We start from the raw sequence: 19,256 nt of genomic DNA, 5'->3' as shown, positions 1-19,256 counted from the left end.
CCCGGGGGCGCTGGGTAGGCTGCCATGCCATGGAGCATGAGATGTACGTTCCGCTTCCCGTCGGGACCGTCCGGCGGGCGCTGGGCGAGGTGGCGCGGGTCGCGCGCTGCGTCCCCGGCGCCCAACTCGACGCCGAGGCGGATGCCGCGCGCCCCGAAGGCCGGTTGCGGCTGCGTATCGGCGGCTCCACCATCACCTACCGCGGTGCGCTGACGGTCGCCTCGCCGGGCGGGGCGGACGCCGACGTCACGGTCGAGGCGCGGGGCACGGAGGCGCGCGGCGCCGGGTCCGTCGCCGTCACCCTCACCGTCCGCCTGTCGCCCGACGGTTCCGGTACGACGCTGACCTGCACCGGCACGGTCCGTAGCGAGGGGCGGCTGGCCGAGGCCGAGGCGCAGACCGCGCGGACGGCCGGGCGGCGCCTGCTGGACCGCTTCGCGGAGAACCTCGCGGCGGACGTGGCCCGGGACCCGGTGGCGGAGGACGAGGGGCCCGACGCCCCCGCCGGTGACCGCCCGGGCGGCTCCGTCTTCGACACCGAGGTCCCGCCGCCCTCCCTCGACCCGGAGGCGGACGACGCCCCGGAGGACGTCCCCGCACCGGACGCGGACGGCGCGGACCGCCCCGCCTCCGACGACGACGCGCTCCCCGGAACCGGCCCCGACGGCGTCGTCGACGGGGAGAACTACGACGGTCAGACCTACGACGGGCAGGACTTCGGCGACGACGAGGACGAGGTGCCCGCCGAAGCCGCGCACGCCCGGCGGACGATGATCGGCCGCAGCGCCGAGGAGGTCGACCACGCCCCGCCGCGCGGCCGGTACGCGCCGGTGCCCGCGCCCGAGACCCACACCGCCTCCGCGGCGCTGCGCTGGGCCGCACCGGCCGCCGCCGTGGTGCTGGCGGGCGCGGTCGTCGTCGGCCGGGCGCTGCGCCGCCGCCGCTGACCCCGGGCCCGGCCTCCGGGGGCGGCCGCTCCGCGGCGCCCGGGCCGGGATCGCCTAGGGTCGGGCGGTGTGAGTACGGACAACACCACACAGGCACGGCAGGACCGGCACCGGGTTGTACGGCTGACCGCAGGCGACGCCGAGGTCGATGTCGAGCCGGACAACGGCTGCCGCCTCTCCGGGCTGCGCGTCGGCGGCACCGAACTGCTGCGGCAGGGTGCGAAGTACGGCTGCTTCCCGATGGTCCCCTGGTGCGGACGGACCGACCGGGGAGAGTTCCGCAACGGCGGGCAGCTGCACCGGATGCCGGTCAACGCCCCGCCGCACGCCATCCACGGCACCGGCCGCGACCTGCGCTGGCGCACCGCCCGCCGGGACGCCCGCGCCGCCGTCTTCACCTACGACCTCGCCGACCCGGCCGCGCCCTGGCCGTACCCGGGCACCGTCACGCAGGTCGTGGAGCTGGCCGAGGACGGCCGGTCGCTGACGCTGACGCTCGGGGTGGAGGCGGCGGCCGACTCGTTCCCCGCGCAGGCGGGCTGGCACCCGTGGTTCGTGCGGCGGCTCGACGGCGGCGGCGCGCCCGTGGAGCTGTCCTTCGACGCGGCGTGGCAGGAGGAGCGGGGCGAGGACCATCTGCCGACCGGCCGCCGGATCGACCCGCGGCCCGGCCCCTGGGACGACTGCTTCGCCATGCCGGACGGCGTCGAGGCCACCGTGACCTGGCCCGGCCGTCTGGAGCTGACCGTCGCCAGCCGCGCCGAGTGGGTCGTGGTCTACGACGAGCAGGAGGCGGCGGTCTGTGTCGAGCCGCAGTCCGGCCCGCCCAACGGCCTCAATACGCTGCCCCGGCTGGTCACCCCGATCGACCCGCTGGAGGTCTCCACCACCTTCAGCTGGCGGACGCTCGGCTGACCGCCGCGGGCGTCCGGTACCTGCCCAATTAAGCTCAGGGGCATGACCGAGGACGTACGCGGCGCGCTGCTGCAGCAGATCAAGGACAAGGCCGTGGTGCACGGCAAGGTGACGCTCTCCTCCGGCAAGGAGGCCGATTACTACATCGACCTCCGCCGGATCACCCTGGACGGTGCGGCGTCGCCGCTGGTCGGGCAGATGATGCTGGACCTCACCGCGGACCTGGAGTTCGACGCGGTCGGCGGGCTGACGCTGGGCGCCGACCCGGTCGCCGCGTCGATGCTGCACGCCGCCGCGGCGCGCGGCCGTCGGCTGGACGCGTTCGTCGTCCGCAAGGCGCAGAAGACCCACGGGATGCAGCGCCGTATCGAGGGCCCGGACATCAAGGGCCGCCGGGTGCTGGTGGTCGAGGACACCTCGACCACCGGTGGTTCGCCGCTGACCGCCGTCGAGGCGGCCCGGGAGGCGGGTGCCGAGGTCGTCGCGGTCGCGACGATCGTCGACCGCGGTGCCGCCGACGCCATCGCCGAGGCCGGTCTGCCGTATCTCACCGGCTACCGTCTCGGTGACCTCGGCCTGGCCTGAGCCGGGTCCGCCGGACCGCCGCATGGGCGGCCGGTAATCGGTGGGGCGCCGGGCCCGTCCCGGCGTCACCACGCTGACCGGTGGTTTTCTTCGGGGGGCGGCTGTTTCACGTGAAACGGCCGCCCCCGGCATATCCGGCACGGCGGGGGATGCCGAGCGATCCGGGCCGTCTGGGAAGATGAGGACGGCGCGGTCGTCGCCCCCTGGTCAGGGCCTAAACGCATACCCGTACTTCACAAGGAGCGGACAGATGCCCATCGCAACTCCCGAGATCTACAACGAGATGCTCGACCGGGCGAAGGCGGGCAAGTTCGCCTACCCCGCCATCAACGTGACCTCGACGCAGACGCTGCACGCGGCGCTGCGCGGCTTCGCCGAGGCGGAGAGCGACGGCATCATCCAGATCTCCACCGGTGGTGCGGAGTTCCTGGGCGGCCAGTACAGCAAGGACATGGTCAGCGGCGCGGTGGCGCTCGCCGAGTTCGCGCACGTGGTGGCCGGGAAGTACGGCGTCAACGTCGCGCTCCACACCGACCACTGCCCCAAGGACAAGCTGGACGGCTATGTCCGCCCGCTGATCGAGGTCTCCGCCGAGCGGGTCGCCAAGGGCCAGAACCCGCTCTTCCAGTCCCACATGTGGGACGGCTCGGCCGAGACCCTCGCGGACAACCTCGCCATCGGCCAGGAGCTGCTGGCCAAGGCCGCCGCCGCCAAGATCATCCTTGAGGTCGAGATCACCCCGACCGGCGGCGAGGAGGACGGCGTCAGCCACGAGATCAACGACGAGCTGTACACCACCGTCGACGACGCGCTGCGCACCGCCGAGGCGCTGGGCCTGGGCGAGAAGGGCCGCTACCTGCTGGCCGCCTCCTTCGGCAACGTCCACGGCGTCTACAAGCCGGGCAACGTCGTGCTCCGCCCCGAGCTGCTCAAGGACCTCCAGGAGGGCGTCGGCGCCAAGTATGGCAAGCCGACCGGTTCGCAGCCGTTCGACTTCGTCTTCCACGGCGGCTCCGGCTCCACCGAGCAGGAGATCGCCACCGCGCTGGAGAACGGCGTGGTCAAGATGAACCTCGACACCGACACCCAGTACGCCTTCAGCCGCCCGATCGCGGACCACATGTTCCGCAACTACGACGGTGTGCTGAAGGTCGACGGCGAGGTCGGCAACAAGAAGGTCTACGACCCCCGCAGCTGGGGCAAGCTGGCCGAGGCCGGCATGGCCGCGCGGGTCACCAAGGCGTGCGCGGACCTGCGGTCCACGGGCACCACGCTGCAGAAGTGAGCTGACACCCCGTTCGTACGAGGGCCCCGCACCCGGGTGGTGCGGGGCCCTCGCGCATGTCCGGCGGGAATCCCGGGCCGATCGCGGGCATGCTCGCGGTATGACGATGCCGAGTCCGCCCGGAGGCGTCCGCCTGGTCTCTCCGCAGGGCCGATGGGTGCTGCTGACCGCCGTCCTGGGGTCGGGCATGGCGATGCTCGACAGTACGGTGGTGAATGTCGCGCTGCCGCACATCGGCGACGATCTCCACGCCGACCTGGGCGTTCTCCAGTGGACGATCACCGCGTACATGCTCACGCTCGCCTCGCTGATCCTGCTGGGCGGGGCGCTGGGCGACCGCTACGGGCGGCGGCGGATCTTCCTCGTCGGGGTGGTGTGGTTCGCGGTGGCGTCGCTGCTGTGCGGGCTGGCGCCGACCTCGGGGGTGCTGATCGCCGCGCGGGCGCTCCAGGGCATCGGCGGGGCGCTGCTCACACCGGGGTCGTTGGCGCTGATCCAGGCGGTGTTCCGGCCGGACGACCGGGCGCGGGCGGTGGGCGCCTGGTCCGGGCTGGGCGGGGTGGCCACGGCGATCGGCCCGTTCGTCGGCGGCTGGCTGGTGGACGGCGCGGGCTGGCGCTGGGTGTTCTTCCTCAATGTGCCGCTGGCCCTGGTGTGTGTGCCGATCGCGCTGCGGTTCGTACCGGAGACCCGGGAGCGGGCGGCGGCGCGCGGCGGGTTCGACGTGGCGGGCGCGGTGCTGGGCGCGCTGGCGCTCGGCGGGGTGACGTATGCGCTGATCGCGGCGCCGGAGCGGGGTCTTTCGGCGGGTGTGGTGGTGCCGGGGGTGGTCGGGCTGCTGCTGGGGGTGGCGTTCGTCGAGGTGGAGCGGAGGCGGGCGGATCCGATGCTGCCGCCGCAGCTGTTCACCGTCCGGCAGTTCAGCGCGGTCAACGCGGTGACGGTCTGCGTCTACGCGGCCTTCAGCGGGTTCTTCTTCCTCTCGGTGGTGCAGCTCCAGGTGGTGGCCGGGTACTCGGCGCTGGCGGCGGGCACCGCGCTGCTGCCGACCACGGTGCTGATGCTGCTGCTCTCCGCCCGCTCGGGCGAGCTGGGCCAGCGGATCGGGCCGCGTATCCCGTTGACCGTGGGGCCGCTGCTCTGCGCGGTCGGGATGCTGCTGATGACGCGGGTGGGCGCCGGGGCGTCGTACGTGGTGGATGTGCTCCCGGCGCTGGTGGTGCTGGGCGCCGGGATGGTGACGCTGGTCGCGCCGCTGACCGCGACGGTGCTGGCCTCGGTCGACGTGGACCGCGCCGGGCTGGCGAGCGGTATCAACAACGCGGCGGCGCGGGCGGCGGGCCTGGTGGCCATCGCGGCGCTGCCGCTGCTGGCCGGAATGGGCCCCCAGGCGTACCGCTCGGCCGACGCCTTCGACGCGGCGTTCCGCCGGGCCATGCCGTGGTGCGCCGGGGTGCTGCTGGTCGGCGCGGTGATCGCCGGACTGACCGTGCGGACGGTGCCCGCGGCGGCGGAGGAGCAGCCGGAGGCGGAGGAACGGGCGGCGGTCGCGGCACCGGAGGCGGTCGGCGCGGCGGAGGGCGCCGGGGGCGCGAGCGCGGTGCACGAGCAGGTGCGGCACGGGGCGCCGTGCCATCCGGAGTGCACGTACCACTGCGGGGTGGGGGCGCCGCCGCTCGACCCGGGGGACGTGGCGGCGGAGCCGCCGGTGGGCGCGGGGGCGGCGCCCGGGCCGGGGGCGGCGCCCGGGCCCGGCGCGGAGGCGTCCGGCCCGTCCGGCGGCTCCGGTCCCGTCACGGAGCGGCCCGGCCCGGAGGGCGACCGGGAGCCGTAGGGCGGGCCGGTACGGGTGGCCGCGGGGCCCCGAACCGCCTCTTTTCGGCCACCCGTACCGGCCCGCTCCGGGCGCCCGCCGAGCGGTCCGCGGGACCAGGCAGACTTGGGGCATGGCCATTCACGAGAACCTTCTCGGGGGACCGCCCCCGACCCATCTGCCCGACGACCCGGGCCCGCGCGAGCTGCTCGCCGCCGGTACGGCCCCGGCCGATGTCGCGGCCAAGTTCCCGACCTCCTCGCTGGCCTGGGCACAGCTCGCCGACGACGCGTTCCAGGGCGGCCGGACCGTCGAGTCGTACGCGTACGCCCGGACCGGCTACCACCGCGGGCTCGACGCCCTGCGGCGGGCGGGCTGGAAGGGGCACGGACCGGTGCCGTTCGAGCACGAGCCGAACCGCGGCTTCCTGCGGGCGCTGCACGCGCTGGCCCGCGCCGCCCATGCGATCGGCGAGGAGGCGGAGTACGAGCGCTGCACCACCTTCCTGCGCGACTCGTCCCCGACCGCGGCGGACACCCTCTCCTGACCCGCCCGGGGGCCGGTCGTACGGACGGCCGGTCCCCGAGTGTGTCCGCGGCGTCGCAGCGGGTCACCGGCCGGACGTCCGGTCGGCTCTTGCGCCGCACGGGACCAGCACCGATGATGCGAGTGGGGCGGCTGATCCGTCCCGAGGGGACCGGGGCTCCCGAGCCGATCAGGAAGGGGCGGACCGCTACCCGGAGTTCGCAGCCTGAGGAGTCCCTCATGTCGCACCCTTCGCCGTCCGCACACGGTTCGCCCGCCGCCTCCGGCGCGGCGCCGCTCGCCCCGGATCTCTCCATCGGCGCCGAGGCCACCACCCCGTACGAGGACTACGTCCGCGCCGACGTCCTGACGCATCTGCAGCACCCGCTCTCCGAGGACCCCGGCGAGATGGTGTTCCTGGTGACCACCCAGGTGATGGAGTTGTGGTTCACCGTCATCGTCCACGAGTGGCGTACCGCCTGTGAGGCGCTGCACCGCGACGACCTGCCGGTGGCGCTGGACGCGCTCAGGCGCTCCACCCACGAGCTGACCGCGCTGAACGCCGCCTGGCAGCCGCTGGCCCGGCTGACCCCCGCGCAGTTCAACGCCTACCGCGGGGCGCTGGGCGAGGGCTCCGGTTTCCAGTCCGCGATGTACCGGCGGCTGGAATTCCTGCTCGGGGAGAAGTCCGCGTCGATGCTGGTGCCGCACCGCGGTACGCCGCGCGCCCACGCCGAGCTGGAGAAGGCGCTGCACGAGCCGAGCCTGTGGGACGAGGTGCTGCGGCTGCTGGCCCGCCGCGGTTACGCGGTGCCCGCCGCCGTCCTGGAGCGCGATCCGGTCGAGCGTCATGAGCCCGATCCGGCGGTCGAGGCGGTCTGGGCCGAGGTGTACGCCGGGGACCAGGACTCCGACCTCGTCACCCTGGGCGAGGCGTTGACCGATGTCGCCGAGCTGGTCTGGCGGTGGCGCAACGATCATTTGGTCGCGACCCGGCGGGCGATGGGCGCCAAGATGGGTACCGGCGGTTCCGCGGGCGTGGCCTGGCTGGAGAAGCGGGCCCGCAAGAACGTCTTCCCCGAGCTCTGGACGGCACGCAGCCATGTCTGATCACCGCGAGAACCACGAGCCCCAGGCGCCCCGCGACCACCGTGCGGAGGCCGCCACCCTCGACGCCTCCGACCCGCTGGCCCCGATCCGCGACCGCTTCGTCCTCGACGACACCGTCTACCTCGACGGCAACTCCCTGGGCGCGCTGCCCCGCTCCGTCCCCGACAAGGTCGCCGACGCCGTCGCCCGGCAGTGGGGCGAGCTGCGCATCCGGTCCTGGACCGAGGGCGGCTGGTGGGAGGCGCCGGAGCGGATCGGCGACCGTATCGCCCCGCTCATCGGCGCCGCGCCGGGCCGGGTCGTGGTCGGCGACTCCACCAGCGTCAACGTCTTCAAGGCGGTCGTCGCGGGCGTCCGGATGGCCGGTCCCGGCTGTACGGAGATCCTCGTCGACGCCACGACGTTCCCCACCGACGGCTACATCGCCCGCTCCGCGGCGCGGCTGACGGGCCTGGCGGTGCGCCCGGTGGAGCCCGCGCGGATCGCCGACGAGGTCACCGAACGGACCGCGCTGGCGCTGGTCAACCACGTCGACTACCGCACCGGACGCCTCCACGACCTGCCCGGCATCACCACCGCGCTGCACTCCGCGGGCGCGCTGGCGGTCTGGGATCTGTGCCACAGCGCGGGCGCGCTGCCGGTCGGGGTGGACGCGCACGGCGTCGACCTCGCGGTGGGCTGCACGTACAAGTACCTCAACGGCGGGCCCGGCGCGCCCGCGTATCTCTACATCCGCGAGAGCCTCCAGGAGCGGTTCGACTCGCCACTGCCGGGCTGGAACTCGCACGTGGAACCGTTCGGCATGGCCTCGCGCTACGAACCGGCCGAGGGCATCACCCGGGGCCGCGTCGGTACCCCGGACATCCTCTCGCTGCTGGCGCTGGACGCGGCGCTGGACGCCTGGGACGGCGTCACCGTCGAGGCGGTCCGCACCAAGAGCCTGGCGCTGAGCGACTTCTTCCTCGACTGTGTGGCCGCGTACGTCCCGCCCGGCGAGGTCCGCTCGGTGACGCCGTACGAGCATGCGCGGCGCGGCAGCCAGGTGTCGCTGGAGTGTGCCGGGGCGGGCGAGGTGATGGCGGAGCTGATCCGGCGCGGGGTGGTCGGCGACTTCCGCGAACCGGATGTGCTCCGCTTCGGGCTGACGCCGCTCTACACCTCCTTCACCGATGTGGAGCGCGCCGCCCGGATCCTGGGCGAGGTGCTGCGCGAGCGCCCGGCGGAGACCGGGGCGGATTCCGGGGCGGGCACCGGCGGCGACGGTCCGGCCGAGGGCGGCGACGGTCCGGCGCCGGACGGCCCCGCCGCGTGAGCGTCGCCGACGAGGAGGCGGCGCTGCTGGGGCTCGCCCCGGTGGCGCCGCACCGCTCCGTGACGTACGGGCCCCATCCCGACCAGCGCGTCGACCTGTACGACCCGGCGCCCGGCACCGCCCGCGGGCCGCACGTCGTCCTGGTGCACGGCGGGTTCTGGCGCGCCGCGTACGACCGGACGCACCTCTCCCCGGCCGCCGCGGAACTGGCCCGGCGCGGGCTGCCCGTCGCACTCGCCGAGTACCGCCGGGTCGGCGGGGGCGGCGGCGGGGAGCGGACCTTCGACGACGTGGCGGCGGCCGTCGCGGCGGCCACCGCGGCCTGGGCTGCGGAGGGTCCGGCGCCCGCGCCGGTGCTCGTCGGGCACTCGGCGGGCGGGCAGCTGGTGCTGCTGACCGCGGCGCGGGGCGCGGCCGGGCGGATCGGGCGGGTGGTGGCGGTCGCGCCGGTCGCCGATCTCGCGGCGGCGCACCGCCTCGGGCTGAGCGACCACGCCGTCGCCGCGCTGCTCGGCGACGGCCCCGGCTTCGCCGACCGCCTCGCCGCCGCCGACCCCGTACGGCATCCCCCGGCGGGCGTCCCGGTCACCGTGCTGCACGGGACGGACGACCCGGACGTGCCGCCGCAGCTCTCGCGGAGCTTCGCCGCCGCGGCGCGGGCCGCCGGGGCGGAGGTGGCGCTGCGGGAACTGCCCGGGGTGGGGCACTACGCGCCGTTCGTCCCGTCCGCCGCGGCGTTCCGGACCCTGCTGGGTGCGGTGTGCGGCGGCTGCTGAGACCGACCGTGCACACCGCGTAGTACTTGAGGCGGACCTCGGCAGATCCCCTTCGGTGGGGACGATTCCGCGGGGCGTCCTGCTTACCTTGGTGGGGTGAAAGACACCCAGCCGCAGGACGCCCTGCGTACCGAGGCCCGGATAGCCCGTGGCGCACTGCACCTGCTGCGCAAGGACCTCTTCGAGGACGCCTTCGCCTTCCGCCCGATGCTGCCGCTCGACGACCCCGCCGTCCCGGGCTGGCGGCAGCGGCTGCCGAAGCGGGTCCGGCACTACGGGCGCTGGGCGCCGCACATCGTGCTGGTCTGCGCCGCGGTGGCCAACTTCCTGCTGGGCATCTCCGCCACGCTCGAACGGGGCGGCTCCTACGGCTTCCTCCACACCCCGTCCTCCCTCGGCTTCAGCCTGCTCGTCGCCGCCCCGGTGGTGCTCGTCCTCTTCCGCCCGGTCGGCGCGTTCTGGGTGTCGTTCGCCGGGTTCGGCCTCGCGATGCTGGACACCGCCTTCGGCGCCTACGACGCGACCTGGCCGATGGTGTCGCTGCCCACCCATGTCGTGGTGATGGCGCTGGTCGTGCTGCGGACCCGGCCGCGCCTGGCGCTGGAGATGTGGGTGGTCACGATCGTGGCCGGCGGCATCCTGTCGACGGCGACCGGTGGCTTCGGCTACCGCGAGCTGTTCGCGCTCGCGGTGCCCTCGGCGTTCATCCTCACCGCCGCCGCGGCGGTCCGTGCCTGGCGGGAGGAGCGGCGGCACGTCGTCGAGACGCAGACGGTCACCGCGGAGGAGCGCTCCCGCCGCACGCTGCTGGAGGAGCGGGCCACCATCGCCCGGGAGCTGCACGACGTCGTCGCGCACCACATGTCGGTCATCGCCATCCAGGCCGAGGCCGCGCCGTACCGCGTCGAGCACACCCCGCCGGAGCTGGCGACCTCGTTCGCCACCATCCGGGAGAACGCCGTCGCCGCGCTCACCGAGCTGCGCCGCATCCTCGGCGTCGTCCGCTCCGAGGACCCGGACGCGTTCGCCGAGAACGATCCGGAGGCGCCGCAGCCGAGCCTCGCCCAGCTCGACGGGTTGCTGGAGAGCGTGCGCGGCGCCGGGCTGACCGTCGAGGCGGTCGTCACCGGCGCGGCGCGTCCGCTGCCACAGGGCGTGGAGCTGTCCGCGTACCGCATCGTCCAGGAGGCGCTGAGCAACACGCTGCGCCATGCGCCGGGCGCCGAGGCGCGCGTCGAGGTCTCGTATGTGCTCGGCGGGATCGGGCTGCGTATCGTCAACGGCAAGCCCAGTCGGCTCGCCACCCCGTCACCGGGCGCGGGCCACGGCGTGCTCGGGATGCGGGAGCGCGTGCAGATGCTGGGCGGGGAGATGACCGCCGACCACACCGAGGACGGCGGGTTCGAGGTCGCGGCGTTCCTTCCGGTCTCCGCCGCGGGGGAGGCGCAGTCATGATCCGGGTGCTGATCGTCGACGACCAGGTGATGGTCCGCGAGGGCTTTTCGGTGCTGCTCAACGCGATGCCGGACATCGAGGTGGTCGGCGAGGCGGTGGACGGACGGCAGGCCGTCGCCAAGGTCGGGGAGCTGCGGCCGGACGTCGTCCTGATGGACATCCGGATGCCGGAGATGAACGGCCTGGAGGCCACCCGCGAGATCGTCGCCGCCGACGCGGACGCGAAGGTGCTGGTGCTGACCACCTTCGACCTCGACGAGTACGTCTACCAGGCGCTCCGGTCCGGGGCGAGCGGCTTCCTGCTCAAGGACGCCTCGGCGGGGCAGCTCGCCGACGGCGTCCGGGTCGTCGCCTCCGGCGAGGCGCTGCTCGCACCGACCGTCACCAAGCGGCTGATCTCGGAGTTCTCCCGGCTGGGCACGCCCCGCGCGCCCGCCCAGGAGCGCATCGGCGAGCTGACCGAACGGGAGACGGAGGTGCTGGTCCTGGTCGCCCAGGGCCTGTCGAACGGCGAGATCGCCGAGCATCTGGTGGTGGCCGAGTCGACGGTGAAGACCCACGTCAGCCGCATCCTTGTGAAGCTCGGCCTGCGGGACCGCACCCAGGCGGCGGTCTTCGCGTACGAGGCGCGGCTGGTGACGCCGGGCGGCTGAGGGGGACGGGGAGCCTGTGCGCGGGCGGCCCGCAGCGGGCGGGCCCTCGCACGCGCGGTCGGGCCCGGCGCAGGTTTCACGTGAAACCGTCCACAGGCTGTGGACGGCAAGGCGCCCCGCCCGGCACGGCCCCGCCGTCACTCCGGTGCGCCGCCCCGGTCACTCCCGTGGCAGCGTCAGCCACCACGCGCCCGGCTGCACCGTCCAGGTACGCGTCCGGACCGGGCCGCCGACCACCGCGTCCGCGCGGTAGCGGAAGTCCGGGCCGGAGACCGTCACCGCCCGGGCGCGGGCCCGCAGCGGCCGGTCGTCGCCGGGGCGGTCCACCACCACCTCGGCCAGACCGTCGCCCGCGGCGGGCGCCCCGGCGTCCGTCCCGTCGTCCCCGGAGCGGGGGCCGGGCACCACACGGACCTGGTGCACCGGCTGGTCCAGATCGGCCAGCAGCACACCGTCCGCCTCGATCCGCAGCCGCTGCCCCGGCACCGCCCGCCGCTCCCGGCCGGTGGCCTGCGCGGCGAGCGCCGACAGCGCGGCCCGCGCGGTACGGGCCGCCGGACGCCACCAGGACGCCCCGCCGCCCTCCCCGTGCGCCGCCGGTGCCGCGGGCGCGGTGGCCGGGCGACCGCCCGCCGGATGCGTTCCGGCAGGTGCGGCGCCGTCGGCGTACGGGATGCGCAGCCCGCCCAGGACGATGCCGTCGCTGTCGTCGGTGAGCAGATCGAGGGGGCGGGCGTCGCCGTCCAGGACGGTCCGGGCCGCGGCCACCGTGTCCGTCGGCACACCCAGCGCCCGGCTGAGCGTCACCGCGTCCGCCGTGCCGACCGGCACCACCGACACGGCGACCTGCGCCAGCTCCCGTTCCTTGTGGAGGACGCCGACGGCGAAGCGCAGCGCGCGGTCGTCGCCGATCACCACCGGCCGCCTGCGGCCCCGCCGGGAGAGCGCCCGGGCGAACTCCTCGGGGCCGTCCGGAAGGCAGATTTTCGCGCCCGCGCCCGCGCACAGCACGTCCTTGGCGATACGGACGGACTCACCGTCCGCGGTGCGGGCTGCGGGGTCGATGACCACGAGCAGAGGGGTCCCCCGGACGGAGTCCGATGAAGAGTGCCCAGAAGGCTGCGCCGACACCTCGGTCCTTCCTCAGGTAGCATCTCGGTGCAAGAGCCCCTTGCGCTATTGCGCCAGGGGCTTCGTCTATTCCGGGGCACCGGTTCGACGGCTGCAGTGATGACATCCGCGTGCGACCGCATGCTCACGCCATCCACGCACGTTGGACATGCCCCGCCCGGAAGGGGTGTACGCCTGTGCCCGCACTTGTGCTGCTCGGTGCTCAGTGGGGTGATGAGGGCAAGGGAAAGGCCACCGATCTGCTCGGTGGGTCCGTTGACTACGTGGTGCGTTACCAGGGCGGCAACAATGCCGGCCACACGGTCGTCGTGGGCGACCAGAAGTACGCGCTGCACCTCCTCCCTTCCGGAATCCTCTCGCCGGGGTGTACCCCGGTCATCGGCAACGGCGTCGTCGTCGACCCGGCGGTCCTGCTCTCCGAGCTGAGCGGACTCAACGAGCGCGGCGTCGACACGTCCAAGCTGCTGATCAGCGGCAACGCGCACCTGATCACGCCGTACAACATCACGGTCGACAAGGTCACCGAGCGCTTCCTCGGAAAGCGCAAGATCGGTACGACCGGTCGCGGCATCGGCCCGACCTACGCCGACAAGATCAACCGCACCGGCATCCGGGTGCAGGACCTCTTCGACGAGTCGATCCTGCACCAGAAGGTCGAGGCGGCCCTCGACGTCAAGAACCAGGTGCTGGCCAAGCTCTACAACCACCGCGCGATCGCCGCGGAGCAGGTGGTCGAGGAGATGCTCGGCTACGCCGACCAGCTCCGGGGCTTCGTCGCCGACACCACGCTGCTGCTGAACAACGCGATCGACGACGGCAAGGTCGTCCTCTTCGAGGGCGGTCAGGGCACCCTCCTCGACGTCGACCACGGCACGTACCCCTTCGTCACCTCCTCGAACCCGACCGCGGGCGGCGCCTGCACGGGCGCGGGCGTCGGACCGACGAAGATCAACCGCGTCATCGGCATCCTGAAGGCGTACACCACCCGCGTCGGCGCCGGTCCGTTCCCGACCGAGCTGTTCGACAAGGACGGCGAGGCGCTGCGCACCATCGGCGGCGAGCGGGGCGTCACCACCGGCCGTGACCGCCGCTGCGGCTGGTTCGACGCGGTCATCGCCCGCTACGCCACCCGCGTCAACGGTCTGACCGACTTCTTCCTCACCAAGCTCGACGTGCTCACCGGTTGGGAGCAGATCCCGGTCTGCGTCGCGTACGAGATCGACGGCAAGCGGGTCGAGGAGCTGCCCTACAGCCAGAGCGACTTCCACCACGCGAAGCCGATCTACGAGATGCTGCCGGGCTGGTCCGAGGACATCACCAAGGCCAAGACCTTCTCCGACCTGCCGAAGAACGCGCAGGCGTATGTGAAGGCGCTGGAGGAGATGTCGGGCGCACCGATCTCCGCGATCGGTGTCGGCCCCGGCCGTGACGAGACGATCGAGATCAACTCCTTCCTCTCCTGAGCCCCGCGGGGCGGCCTGCGGGCCGCCCCGGTGAGCTGACCGGCCGGGCCGGTGGACGCATCCTGTCCACCGGCCCGGCCGTTTCACGTGAAACATCAACTCCCTTGCGGGGAGGCAGGTTTCACGTGAAACGGCGGACCCTGTGTGCCGCTCACTGTTTCACGTGAAACGCCAACTCCCGTACCCCGCTTGCCGTTTCACGTGAAACAACGACCTCGGGGCCGGGGCGCTCAGCTCGCGCGGGAGTAGTTCCGGGGGCGCAGATCGCGGCCGAGGAAGTCGCGGCGGAGGTCGCCGGTGCCGGTGAGCCGCAGTACGGAGGAGTGGCCCGGGCGGCACTGCGGCCCGGCGTGATCGACCACCGTGGGGCCGATGACCAGCTGGTTCCCCCCGGCGTAGAGATCGGCGTGCGCGGTGCAGCTGCCCTCGGGGCCGGTGGCGACGAGCGTGGCGACCTGGCTGCCCACCGGCGAGCGGGTGATCGTCAGCCGCTGCTTCGAGCCGCCGCCGGTCGGCCGCTCCCAGGCGCCGAGGAAGCCGTCCGGCACCCGCTCCGCCGCCGGTGCGATGCGGCGCAGCGTCGCATCGCGCCCCGCCGCCGCCCACCGGAGCGTGCCGTCGGGCCCGGGCCGGAGCGTGTGCTCGCCGAGCGCGGCGCACCGGCCGGGCGGCAGGGACCGGACGACCTTGGTGTCCAGCCGCAGCGCGGGCCGGTCCTCCCCGTCCCGGACCGAGACCAGCTTGGCGTCGCTGCGGCACTCGTACGTCCCGCCGAGGCTGGTGCTGTTGGCGACCACCTCACCGACCTTGCCGTGGCTGATCACGAACCGGCGCCGCTGCCCGGTGGGCACACCGTCGCGCAGCACCGGCCCGGCCCACACGCCGACGTAGCGGTCGGTGATGTCGGAGGAGTCGTCGCCGTCCGCGCCGCCCCCGCCGCGCAGCGCGGGGAACGCGAACGCCCCCGCCGCCACCGCGCACACGGCCGCGGCGATCAGCAGCACCCGCCGTCGGCGCCGCCGCCGCGGGACACCGGGGTCCGCGTCGGCCGGGCGCGGTACGGCCGTGGCGCCCGGGACGGCGGTCGGCGCGCCCTCGACGGGGACGAGCGGCGGCCCGGCGGGCGTCTGCCGCCCGGGCCGTACCGTCGCCTCCGCGTCCACCGCGGTGACCGGGTGCCGGGGCGGCGGCGCCGTGCGGTGCGGGGCGCCGGGCGGGGTGTCCGTGTCGAGGAGGCGTACCGCATGGCGGCCCAGATGGGCGATGAGTCCGGCGGGCAGCCAGGGCGCGGCCGGATCGCCGTCGCGCAGCGGATCTATCCGGGCGGCGATCTCCTCGGGCGTCGGCCGGTCCTGCGGCTCCTTGGCCAGACAGGCGCGGATCAGCTCCCGCACCGGGCCCTCGGGCGCCACCGTCAGATCCGGCTGCTCCTGGGCGATGTTGAACATCACGGCGTGCACACCGGAGTCCATGCTGCCGAACGGCGCCCGGCCGGTCGCCGCGTACGCCAGCACCGAGCCGAGGCAGAACAGATCGCTCGCCGGACCGACCCGGTGGCCCTGGACCTGCTCGGGCGACATGAAGCTGGGCGAGCCGACGACCGTCCCGGCGCCCGGCTGGGTCTGCTCGCCGACCGCGTCCAGCGCCCGGGCGATACCGAAGTCGATGACCCGGGGACCGTCGATGGTCAGCAGGACGTTGGAGGGCTTCAGATCGCGGTGGACCAGCCCCACGCCGTGGATGTCGATCAGCGCACAGGCCAGCCCGTACGCGAGGCGGCGCAGTGCGTACTCCGGGAGCGGGCCGTGCAGTCCGCTCCTGCCGAAGCCGCCGCCGACCACCTCGCTCAGCGTGGGACCGGCGATGTAGCCGGTGGCGACCCACGGCACCGCGGCTTCGGTGTCGGCGTCCAGGACCGGCGCCGTCCAGCGACCGCCGACCTTCCGCGCGGCCGCCACCTCGGCCCGGAAACGGTCCCGGAACTCCTGCTCGGCCGCCAGCTCGGTGCGGATCAGCTTCACCGCGACGGTCCTGCCGCCCTCCGAGCGCGCGAGGTAGACCCGGCCCATACCGCCGCTGCCGAGCCGGCTGAGCAGCCGGTAGTCCCCGATCCACGCCGGATCGCCGGGCGTCAGCCCGCGCAGGCCCTCCATCCGGGCGCCTCCCGTGTCGTTGCCGTGCCCGCCGCCGTCGTCCGGCGCCCCTCCCGAGCGTAGGTGCACCCGGATCGCACACCGGCCGCCAAGTCGTTACGACGGGAGAACGATCGGTGGCCGCACGGGTGTCGGGGCACCCGCTCTGACCGGCGGATTTCCCCCACCGCAGGCGAAACGGACGCCCGGCTCACCGCACCTTGTGGTACGTCAGCGCGGGCGCCCCGCCCCCGCCGTCGAAGGAGCGGCGCACCCCCTCGGAGGTCTTCTCCAGCGTGCTCGGCTCACCCGGACGGCAACTGGTGGCCGGACCCGAGACGACCCGCGAGGGCCCCAGCCGGACCGGCGGGCCCGCCGAGCGGAGCGCCGCGGAGAAGGTGCAGCTGTAGGCGGCGCCGGACGCGGTCATCGTCATCACGGTGTCCCCGGCCGCGCCCTGGGTGAGGGTGAACCGGCGGACGTCCGCCGAGCCGTCGGCCGACGCCTCCCAGGTGCCGAGGAACGCCGCCGGGATCCCGCCGGTCTGCGTCCCGCTCGTGCTGCTGCCCGCCGAGTCGTTGTTCTCCGCCGCCGCGCGGTCGCTGTGCAGCAGGAAGTACGCCCCGCCCGCCCCGGCTCCGGCCAGCGCCACCGCGGCGGCGAGGGCCAGCGCGGTGACGGCGCCGCGGCGGCGTCGGCGCGGCGCCGGGGCGGGCTCCGCCTCCGCCGCCGGTCCGGCACCGGCCTCGGGGTGCTCGGCCTCCAGCAACTCCACGGCGCCGCGGCCCAGCCGTGCGACCAGCGCGCCGGGCAGCCACGGCTCGTCGTCCGCCGCCGGACCGGCGAGCGCCGCCGTGTCCCGCTCGGCCCAGGCGACCAGCTGCGCCGGGGAGGGCCGCGCGGCCGGGTCCTTCGCCAGACAGGCGGAGACCAGCGGGCGCAGCCGCTCGGGCACCGCCGCGAGATCCGGCTCCGCCTCCGCGATGCGGTACATCACGGCGTGCACCTGGCTCTCCGGCGTACCGAACGGGGAGCGCCCGGTCGCCGCGTACGCCAGCACCGAGCCGAGGCAGAAGACGTCGCAGGCGGGGGTGAGATCGTCGCCGCGGACCTGCTCGGGCGCCATGAAGCCGGGTGAGCCGACGGCCTCGCCGGTGCGCGTCACACCGTGGTCGGTCACCGCCTCCAGCGCCCGGGCGATACCGAAGTCGATGACGCGGGGGCCGTCGAGGGTCAGCAGGACGTTGGAGGGTTTGAGGTCGCGGTGGATGATGCCCGCGGCGTGCACCGACTCCAGCGCGCGGGCCAGCCCCGCCGCCAGGATGCGGACGGTCCGCTCGGGCAGTTTGGTGCCGCCGCCGACGGTCTGCTGGAGGGACGGCCCGGCGATGTACCCGGTGGCCACCCACGGCGTCTCGGCCTCGGTGTCGGCGTCCAGGACCGGGGCGGTCCACTCGCCGCCGACCCGCCGCGCGGCCCGCACCTCGCGCCGGAAGCGGGTACGGAACTCCTCCTGACCGGCCAGTTCGGCGCGGACCAGCTTCACCGCGACCGTGCGGCCACGGTCCGAACGGGCCAGGTAGACATGGCCCATGCCGCCTTCCCCGAGGCGCCCGATCAGGCGGTAGTCGCCGATCCGGCGGGGGTCCTGGTCCCTGAGCGGCACCGGCCCACCGGTGCGTACCGGCCGTCCCGCGCGTCCCGGGTGCAGTTCCACGATCGCCGCCCTTTCCCCCGAAGCCACCCCCGGAGCCGCCCCGAGGATATCGACCGTCCGACCGTGCCCGGGGCGCGCACCCGACGGAGCGCGCCCCGCCGCCGCACGACGCCCGGGAGAGGGGCGCGCTTAACCCGGGGAGGGGGCGCGCTTAACCCGCGGCTGCCTAGCGTGCGGACGTATCGGAGAGCGGTCGACGGGGCCGCCGCACGGACCGCCGCACCGGAACGGAAGGGGGGAACGCCATGGAGACGCCGGGGACCTCGGCCGATGCGACCGGCACCCCCACCGGCCCGCGCGGGAACACCCGCCACCGGCGGGTAGGGAAATGCCCCGATCCGGTGTCTTACGGGCACGGACTTTTCCCCCTCCTGTCCCGATATCCGGACGGTCGGTCGGGTGCCCGGTGCCGGAAAGCGGGTATGCGGCCTGCTACCCGGCGCCTTCTCCGGGCGGCCCGGACCGGGCACGCCACCGGAGGCCCCCGCCCGGCGGGCCACCCGCCCCGGAACGGCGCCGCCCGAACCGTCCGTCCCGACCCCCCGACGTCCGCCTTCCGGTTCCGCCCCGCCGCAGGCCCCCGCAGCACCGACGCCAAGGAGACCCGCGTGATCCCCGCCGTACGAGCCCTCGCCCGCGCCGCCATGGCCGCCCGCCCCGTCCCGCTCACCGACGTCCAGGAGCGCGCCGCCCTCCTCACCCGGTACGACAGCCGCTACCTGGTGCCGGTCGACGTCTTCGCCGAGTTCGCCGCCGAGCTGACCGACCGGCGCCGCCCCGGCGGCCCGTTCGCGGCGCTCTGCATCAACGGCCGCCGCTGGTTCCGCTACCGCTCCGTCTACTTCGACACCCCCGACCTGCGCTCCTTCCACGACCACCAGCAGGACCGCGGCGGCCGCTTCAAGATCCGCGAGCGGCTCTACCGGGACACCGGGGAGCGGCAGTTCGAGGTCAAGCTCAGCGGCGACGGCGGCCGGACCGTCAAGCACCGCCGCCCGCTCCGGCCGCACGACGCGGCGCTCGGCACCGGCCAGCGCGACTTCCTCGCCGACGTCCTCGACCGCGCCTACGGCATCGACGCCCCCGCCGAGTTGGACCCCTCGCTCACCACCGACCACCAGCGCGCCACCTTCGTCGCCGACGGCCAGCGCATCACCTGCGACGTGGCGCTGGTCGGCGAGGACGCCCGGACCGGCCGCAGCGTCCGCGCCGACGGCGGGCTGGTCCTCGTCGAGACGAAGACCACCGCCCCGCTCTCCGAGGCCGACCGTCTGCTGCACGGCTACGGGCTGCGCGCCGCCCCGTTCACCAAGTACTGCGGCGCCCTCGCCGCCCTCCGCCCGGACCTCGCCGCCCACCGCGGGCAGCCCACCGCGCGGACGCCGTTCCCGGCCCGCTGACCGGCGCGCGGCCCGGGCGCCCCGCCCCGACCGCGCC

16 protein-coding genes are annotated in these 19,256 nt (G+C 74.7%); 13 read left to right on the top strand and 3 right to left on the bottom strand.

The genetic code is table 11. The annotated features are described in order from the left end of the window. The first annotated feature begins 29 nt into the window (after positions 1-29). The 11 genes from IF23_RS0116680 to IF23_RS0116630 all read left to right on the top strand — a co-directional run bounded on the left by IF23_RS0116680 (position 30) and on the right by IF23_RS0116630 (position 11,376). A complete protein-coding gene (locus tag IF23_RS0116680; protein ID WP_030284374.1) occupies positions 30-947 on the top strand; it encodes an SRPBCC domain-containing protein in 918 nt (305 codons plus the stop codon). A gap of 69 nt (positions 948-1,016) precedes the next feature. Continuing rightward, positions 1,017-1,862 carry an aldose epimerase family protein gene (locus tag IF23_RS0116675; protein WP_030284372.1) on the top strand — a complete coding sequence of 282 codons (846 nt, stop codon included), beginning with the start codon at positions 1,017-1,019 and terminating at the stop codon, positions 1,860-1,862. 42 nt (positions 1,863-1,904) lie between these two features. Next, positions 1,905-2,447 (top strand): orotate phosphoribosyltransferase, encoded by a 543-nt coding sequence (pyrE, locus tag IF23_RS0116670; protein ID WP_030284370.1) that lies wholly within the window; start codon positions 1,905-1,907, stop codon positions 2,445-2,447. Positions 2,448-2,697: 250 nt separating this feature from the next. Beyond that, entirely contained in the window at positions 2,698-3,732 is a 1,035-nt protein-coding gene (fbaA, locus tag IF23_RS0116665) for a class II fructose-bisphosphate aldolase (RefSeq protein WP_030284368.1), read from the top strand. A 100-nt stretch (positions 3,733-3,832) separates the two neighbouring features. Next, complete coding sequence (locus tag IF23_RS0116660) at positions 3,833-5,566, top strand: MFS transporter (protein WP_051739611.1); 1,734 nt, start codon at positions 3,833-3,835, stop codon at positions 5,564-5,566. A 112-nt stretch (positions 5,567-5,678) separates the two neighbouring features. After that, entirely contained in the window at positions 5,679-6,092 is a 414-nt protein-coding gene (locus tag IF23_RS0116655; protein ID WP_030284364.1) for a DUF3151 domain-containing protein, read from the top strand. 218 nt (positions 6,093-6,310) lie between these two features. Then, positions 6,311-7,180 (top strand): tryptophan 2,3-dioxygenase family protein, encoded by an 870-nt coding sequence (locus IF23_RS0116650; protein ID WP_030284362.1) that lies wholly within the window; start codon positions 6,311-6,313, stop codon positions 7,178-7,180. Beyond that, the gene (gene kynU, locus IF23_RS0116645) at positions 7,173-8,492 is read left to right on the top strand and encodes a kynureninase (RefSeq protein ID WP_078654021.1); all 1,320 of its coding nucleotides are present in this window, start codon (positions 7,173-7,175) and stop codon (positions 8,490-8,492) included. Before IF23_RS0116650 ends, kynU begins: the two co-directional genes overlap by 8 nt. Next, positions 8,489-9,268 (top strand): alpha/beta hydrolase family protein, encoded by a 780-nt coding sequence (locus IF23_RS0116640; RefSeq protein WP_030284358.1) that lies wholly within the window; start codon positions 8,489-8,491, stop codon positions 9,266-9,268. The genes kynU and IF23_RS0116640 overlap by 4 nt, the downstream gene beginning before the upstream one ends. A 96-nt stretch (positions 9,269-9,364) precedes the next feature. Beyond that, the gene (locus tag IF23_RS0116635; RefSeq protein WP_030284356.1) at positions 9,365-10,723 is read left to right on the top strand and encodes a sensor histidine kinase; all 1,359 of its coding nucleotides are present in this window, start codon (positions 9,365-9,367) and stop codon (positions 10,721-10,723) included. After that, positions 10,720-11,376, top strand: a complete 657-nt coding sequence (locus tag IF23_RS0116630) for a response regulator (RefSeq protein ID WP_030284354.1) — start codon at positions 10,720-10,722, stop codon at positions 11,374-11,376. Before IF23_RS0116635 ends, IF23_RS0116630 begins: the two co-directional genes overlap by 4 nt. Positions 11,377-11,535: 159 nt before the next feature. On the opposite strand, the gene IF23_RS0116625 is transcribed toward IF23_RS0116630, so the two are convergent. Beyond that, complete coding sequence (locus IF23_RS0116625) at positions 11,536-12,447, bottom strand: diacylglycerol kinase family protein (protein WP_030284352.1); 912 nt, start codon at positions 12,445-12,447, stop codon at positions 11,536-11,538. A 236-nt stretch (positions 12,448-12,683) separates the two neighbouring features. On the opposite strand from IF23_RS0116625, the gene IF23_RS0116620 reads away from it, so the two are divergent. After that, positions 12,684-13,970, top strand: a complete 1,287-nt coding sequence (locus IF23_RS0116620; protein ID WP_030284350.1) for an adenylosuccinate synthase — start codon at positions 12,684-12,686, stop codon at positions 13,968-13,970. A 230-nt stretch (positions 13,971-14,200) separates the two neighbouring features. Here the strand turns inward: IF23_RS0116620 and IF23_RS32680 are convergent, their stop codons facing one another. Together IF23_RS32680 and IF23_RS0116610 are read right to left on the bottom strand one after the other, a co-directional pair. Then, positions 14,201-16,123 carry a serine/threonine-protein kinase gene (locus IF23_RS32680; protein WP_037678361.1) on the bottom strand — a complete coding sequence of 641 codons (1,923 nt, stop codon included), beginning with the start codon at positions 16,121-16,123 and terminating at the stop codon, positions 14,201-14,203. A gap of 190 nt (positions 16,124-16,313) precedes the next feature. After that, positions 16,314-17,768: a serine/threonine-protein kinase gene (locus IF23_RS0116610; protein ID WP_037678395.1), complete on the bottom strand. Its 1,455-nt coding sequence runs from the start codon at positions 17,766-17,768 to the stop codon at positions 16,314-16,316. Between the two features lie 659 nt (positions 17,769-18,427). On the opposite strand from IF23_RS0116610, the gene IF23_RS0116605 reads away from it, so the two are divergent. Beyond that, positions 18,428-19,219, top strand: coding sequence for a polyphosphate polymerase domain-containing protein (locus tag IF23_RS0116605; protein ID WP_030284344.1), 792 nt, complete (start codon positions 18,428-18,430; stop codon positions 19,217-19,219). Positions 19,220-19,256 lie beyond the last annotated feature (37 nt).

Origin of the sequence: Streptomyces catenulae (genome assembly GCF_000718015.1) — a bacterium.
Classification (GTDB): Bacteria; Actinomycetota; Actinomycetes; order Streptomycetales; family Streptomycetaceae; genus Streptomyces; species Streptomyces catenulae.
Note: the sequence above shows the minus strand (reverse complement) of the source record. Positions and strands in the feature narration are given on the sequence as shown.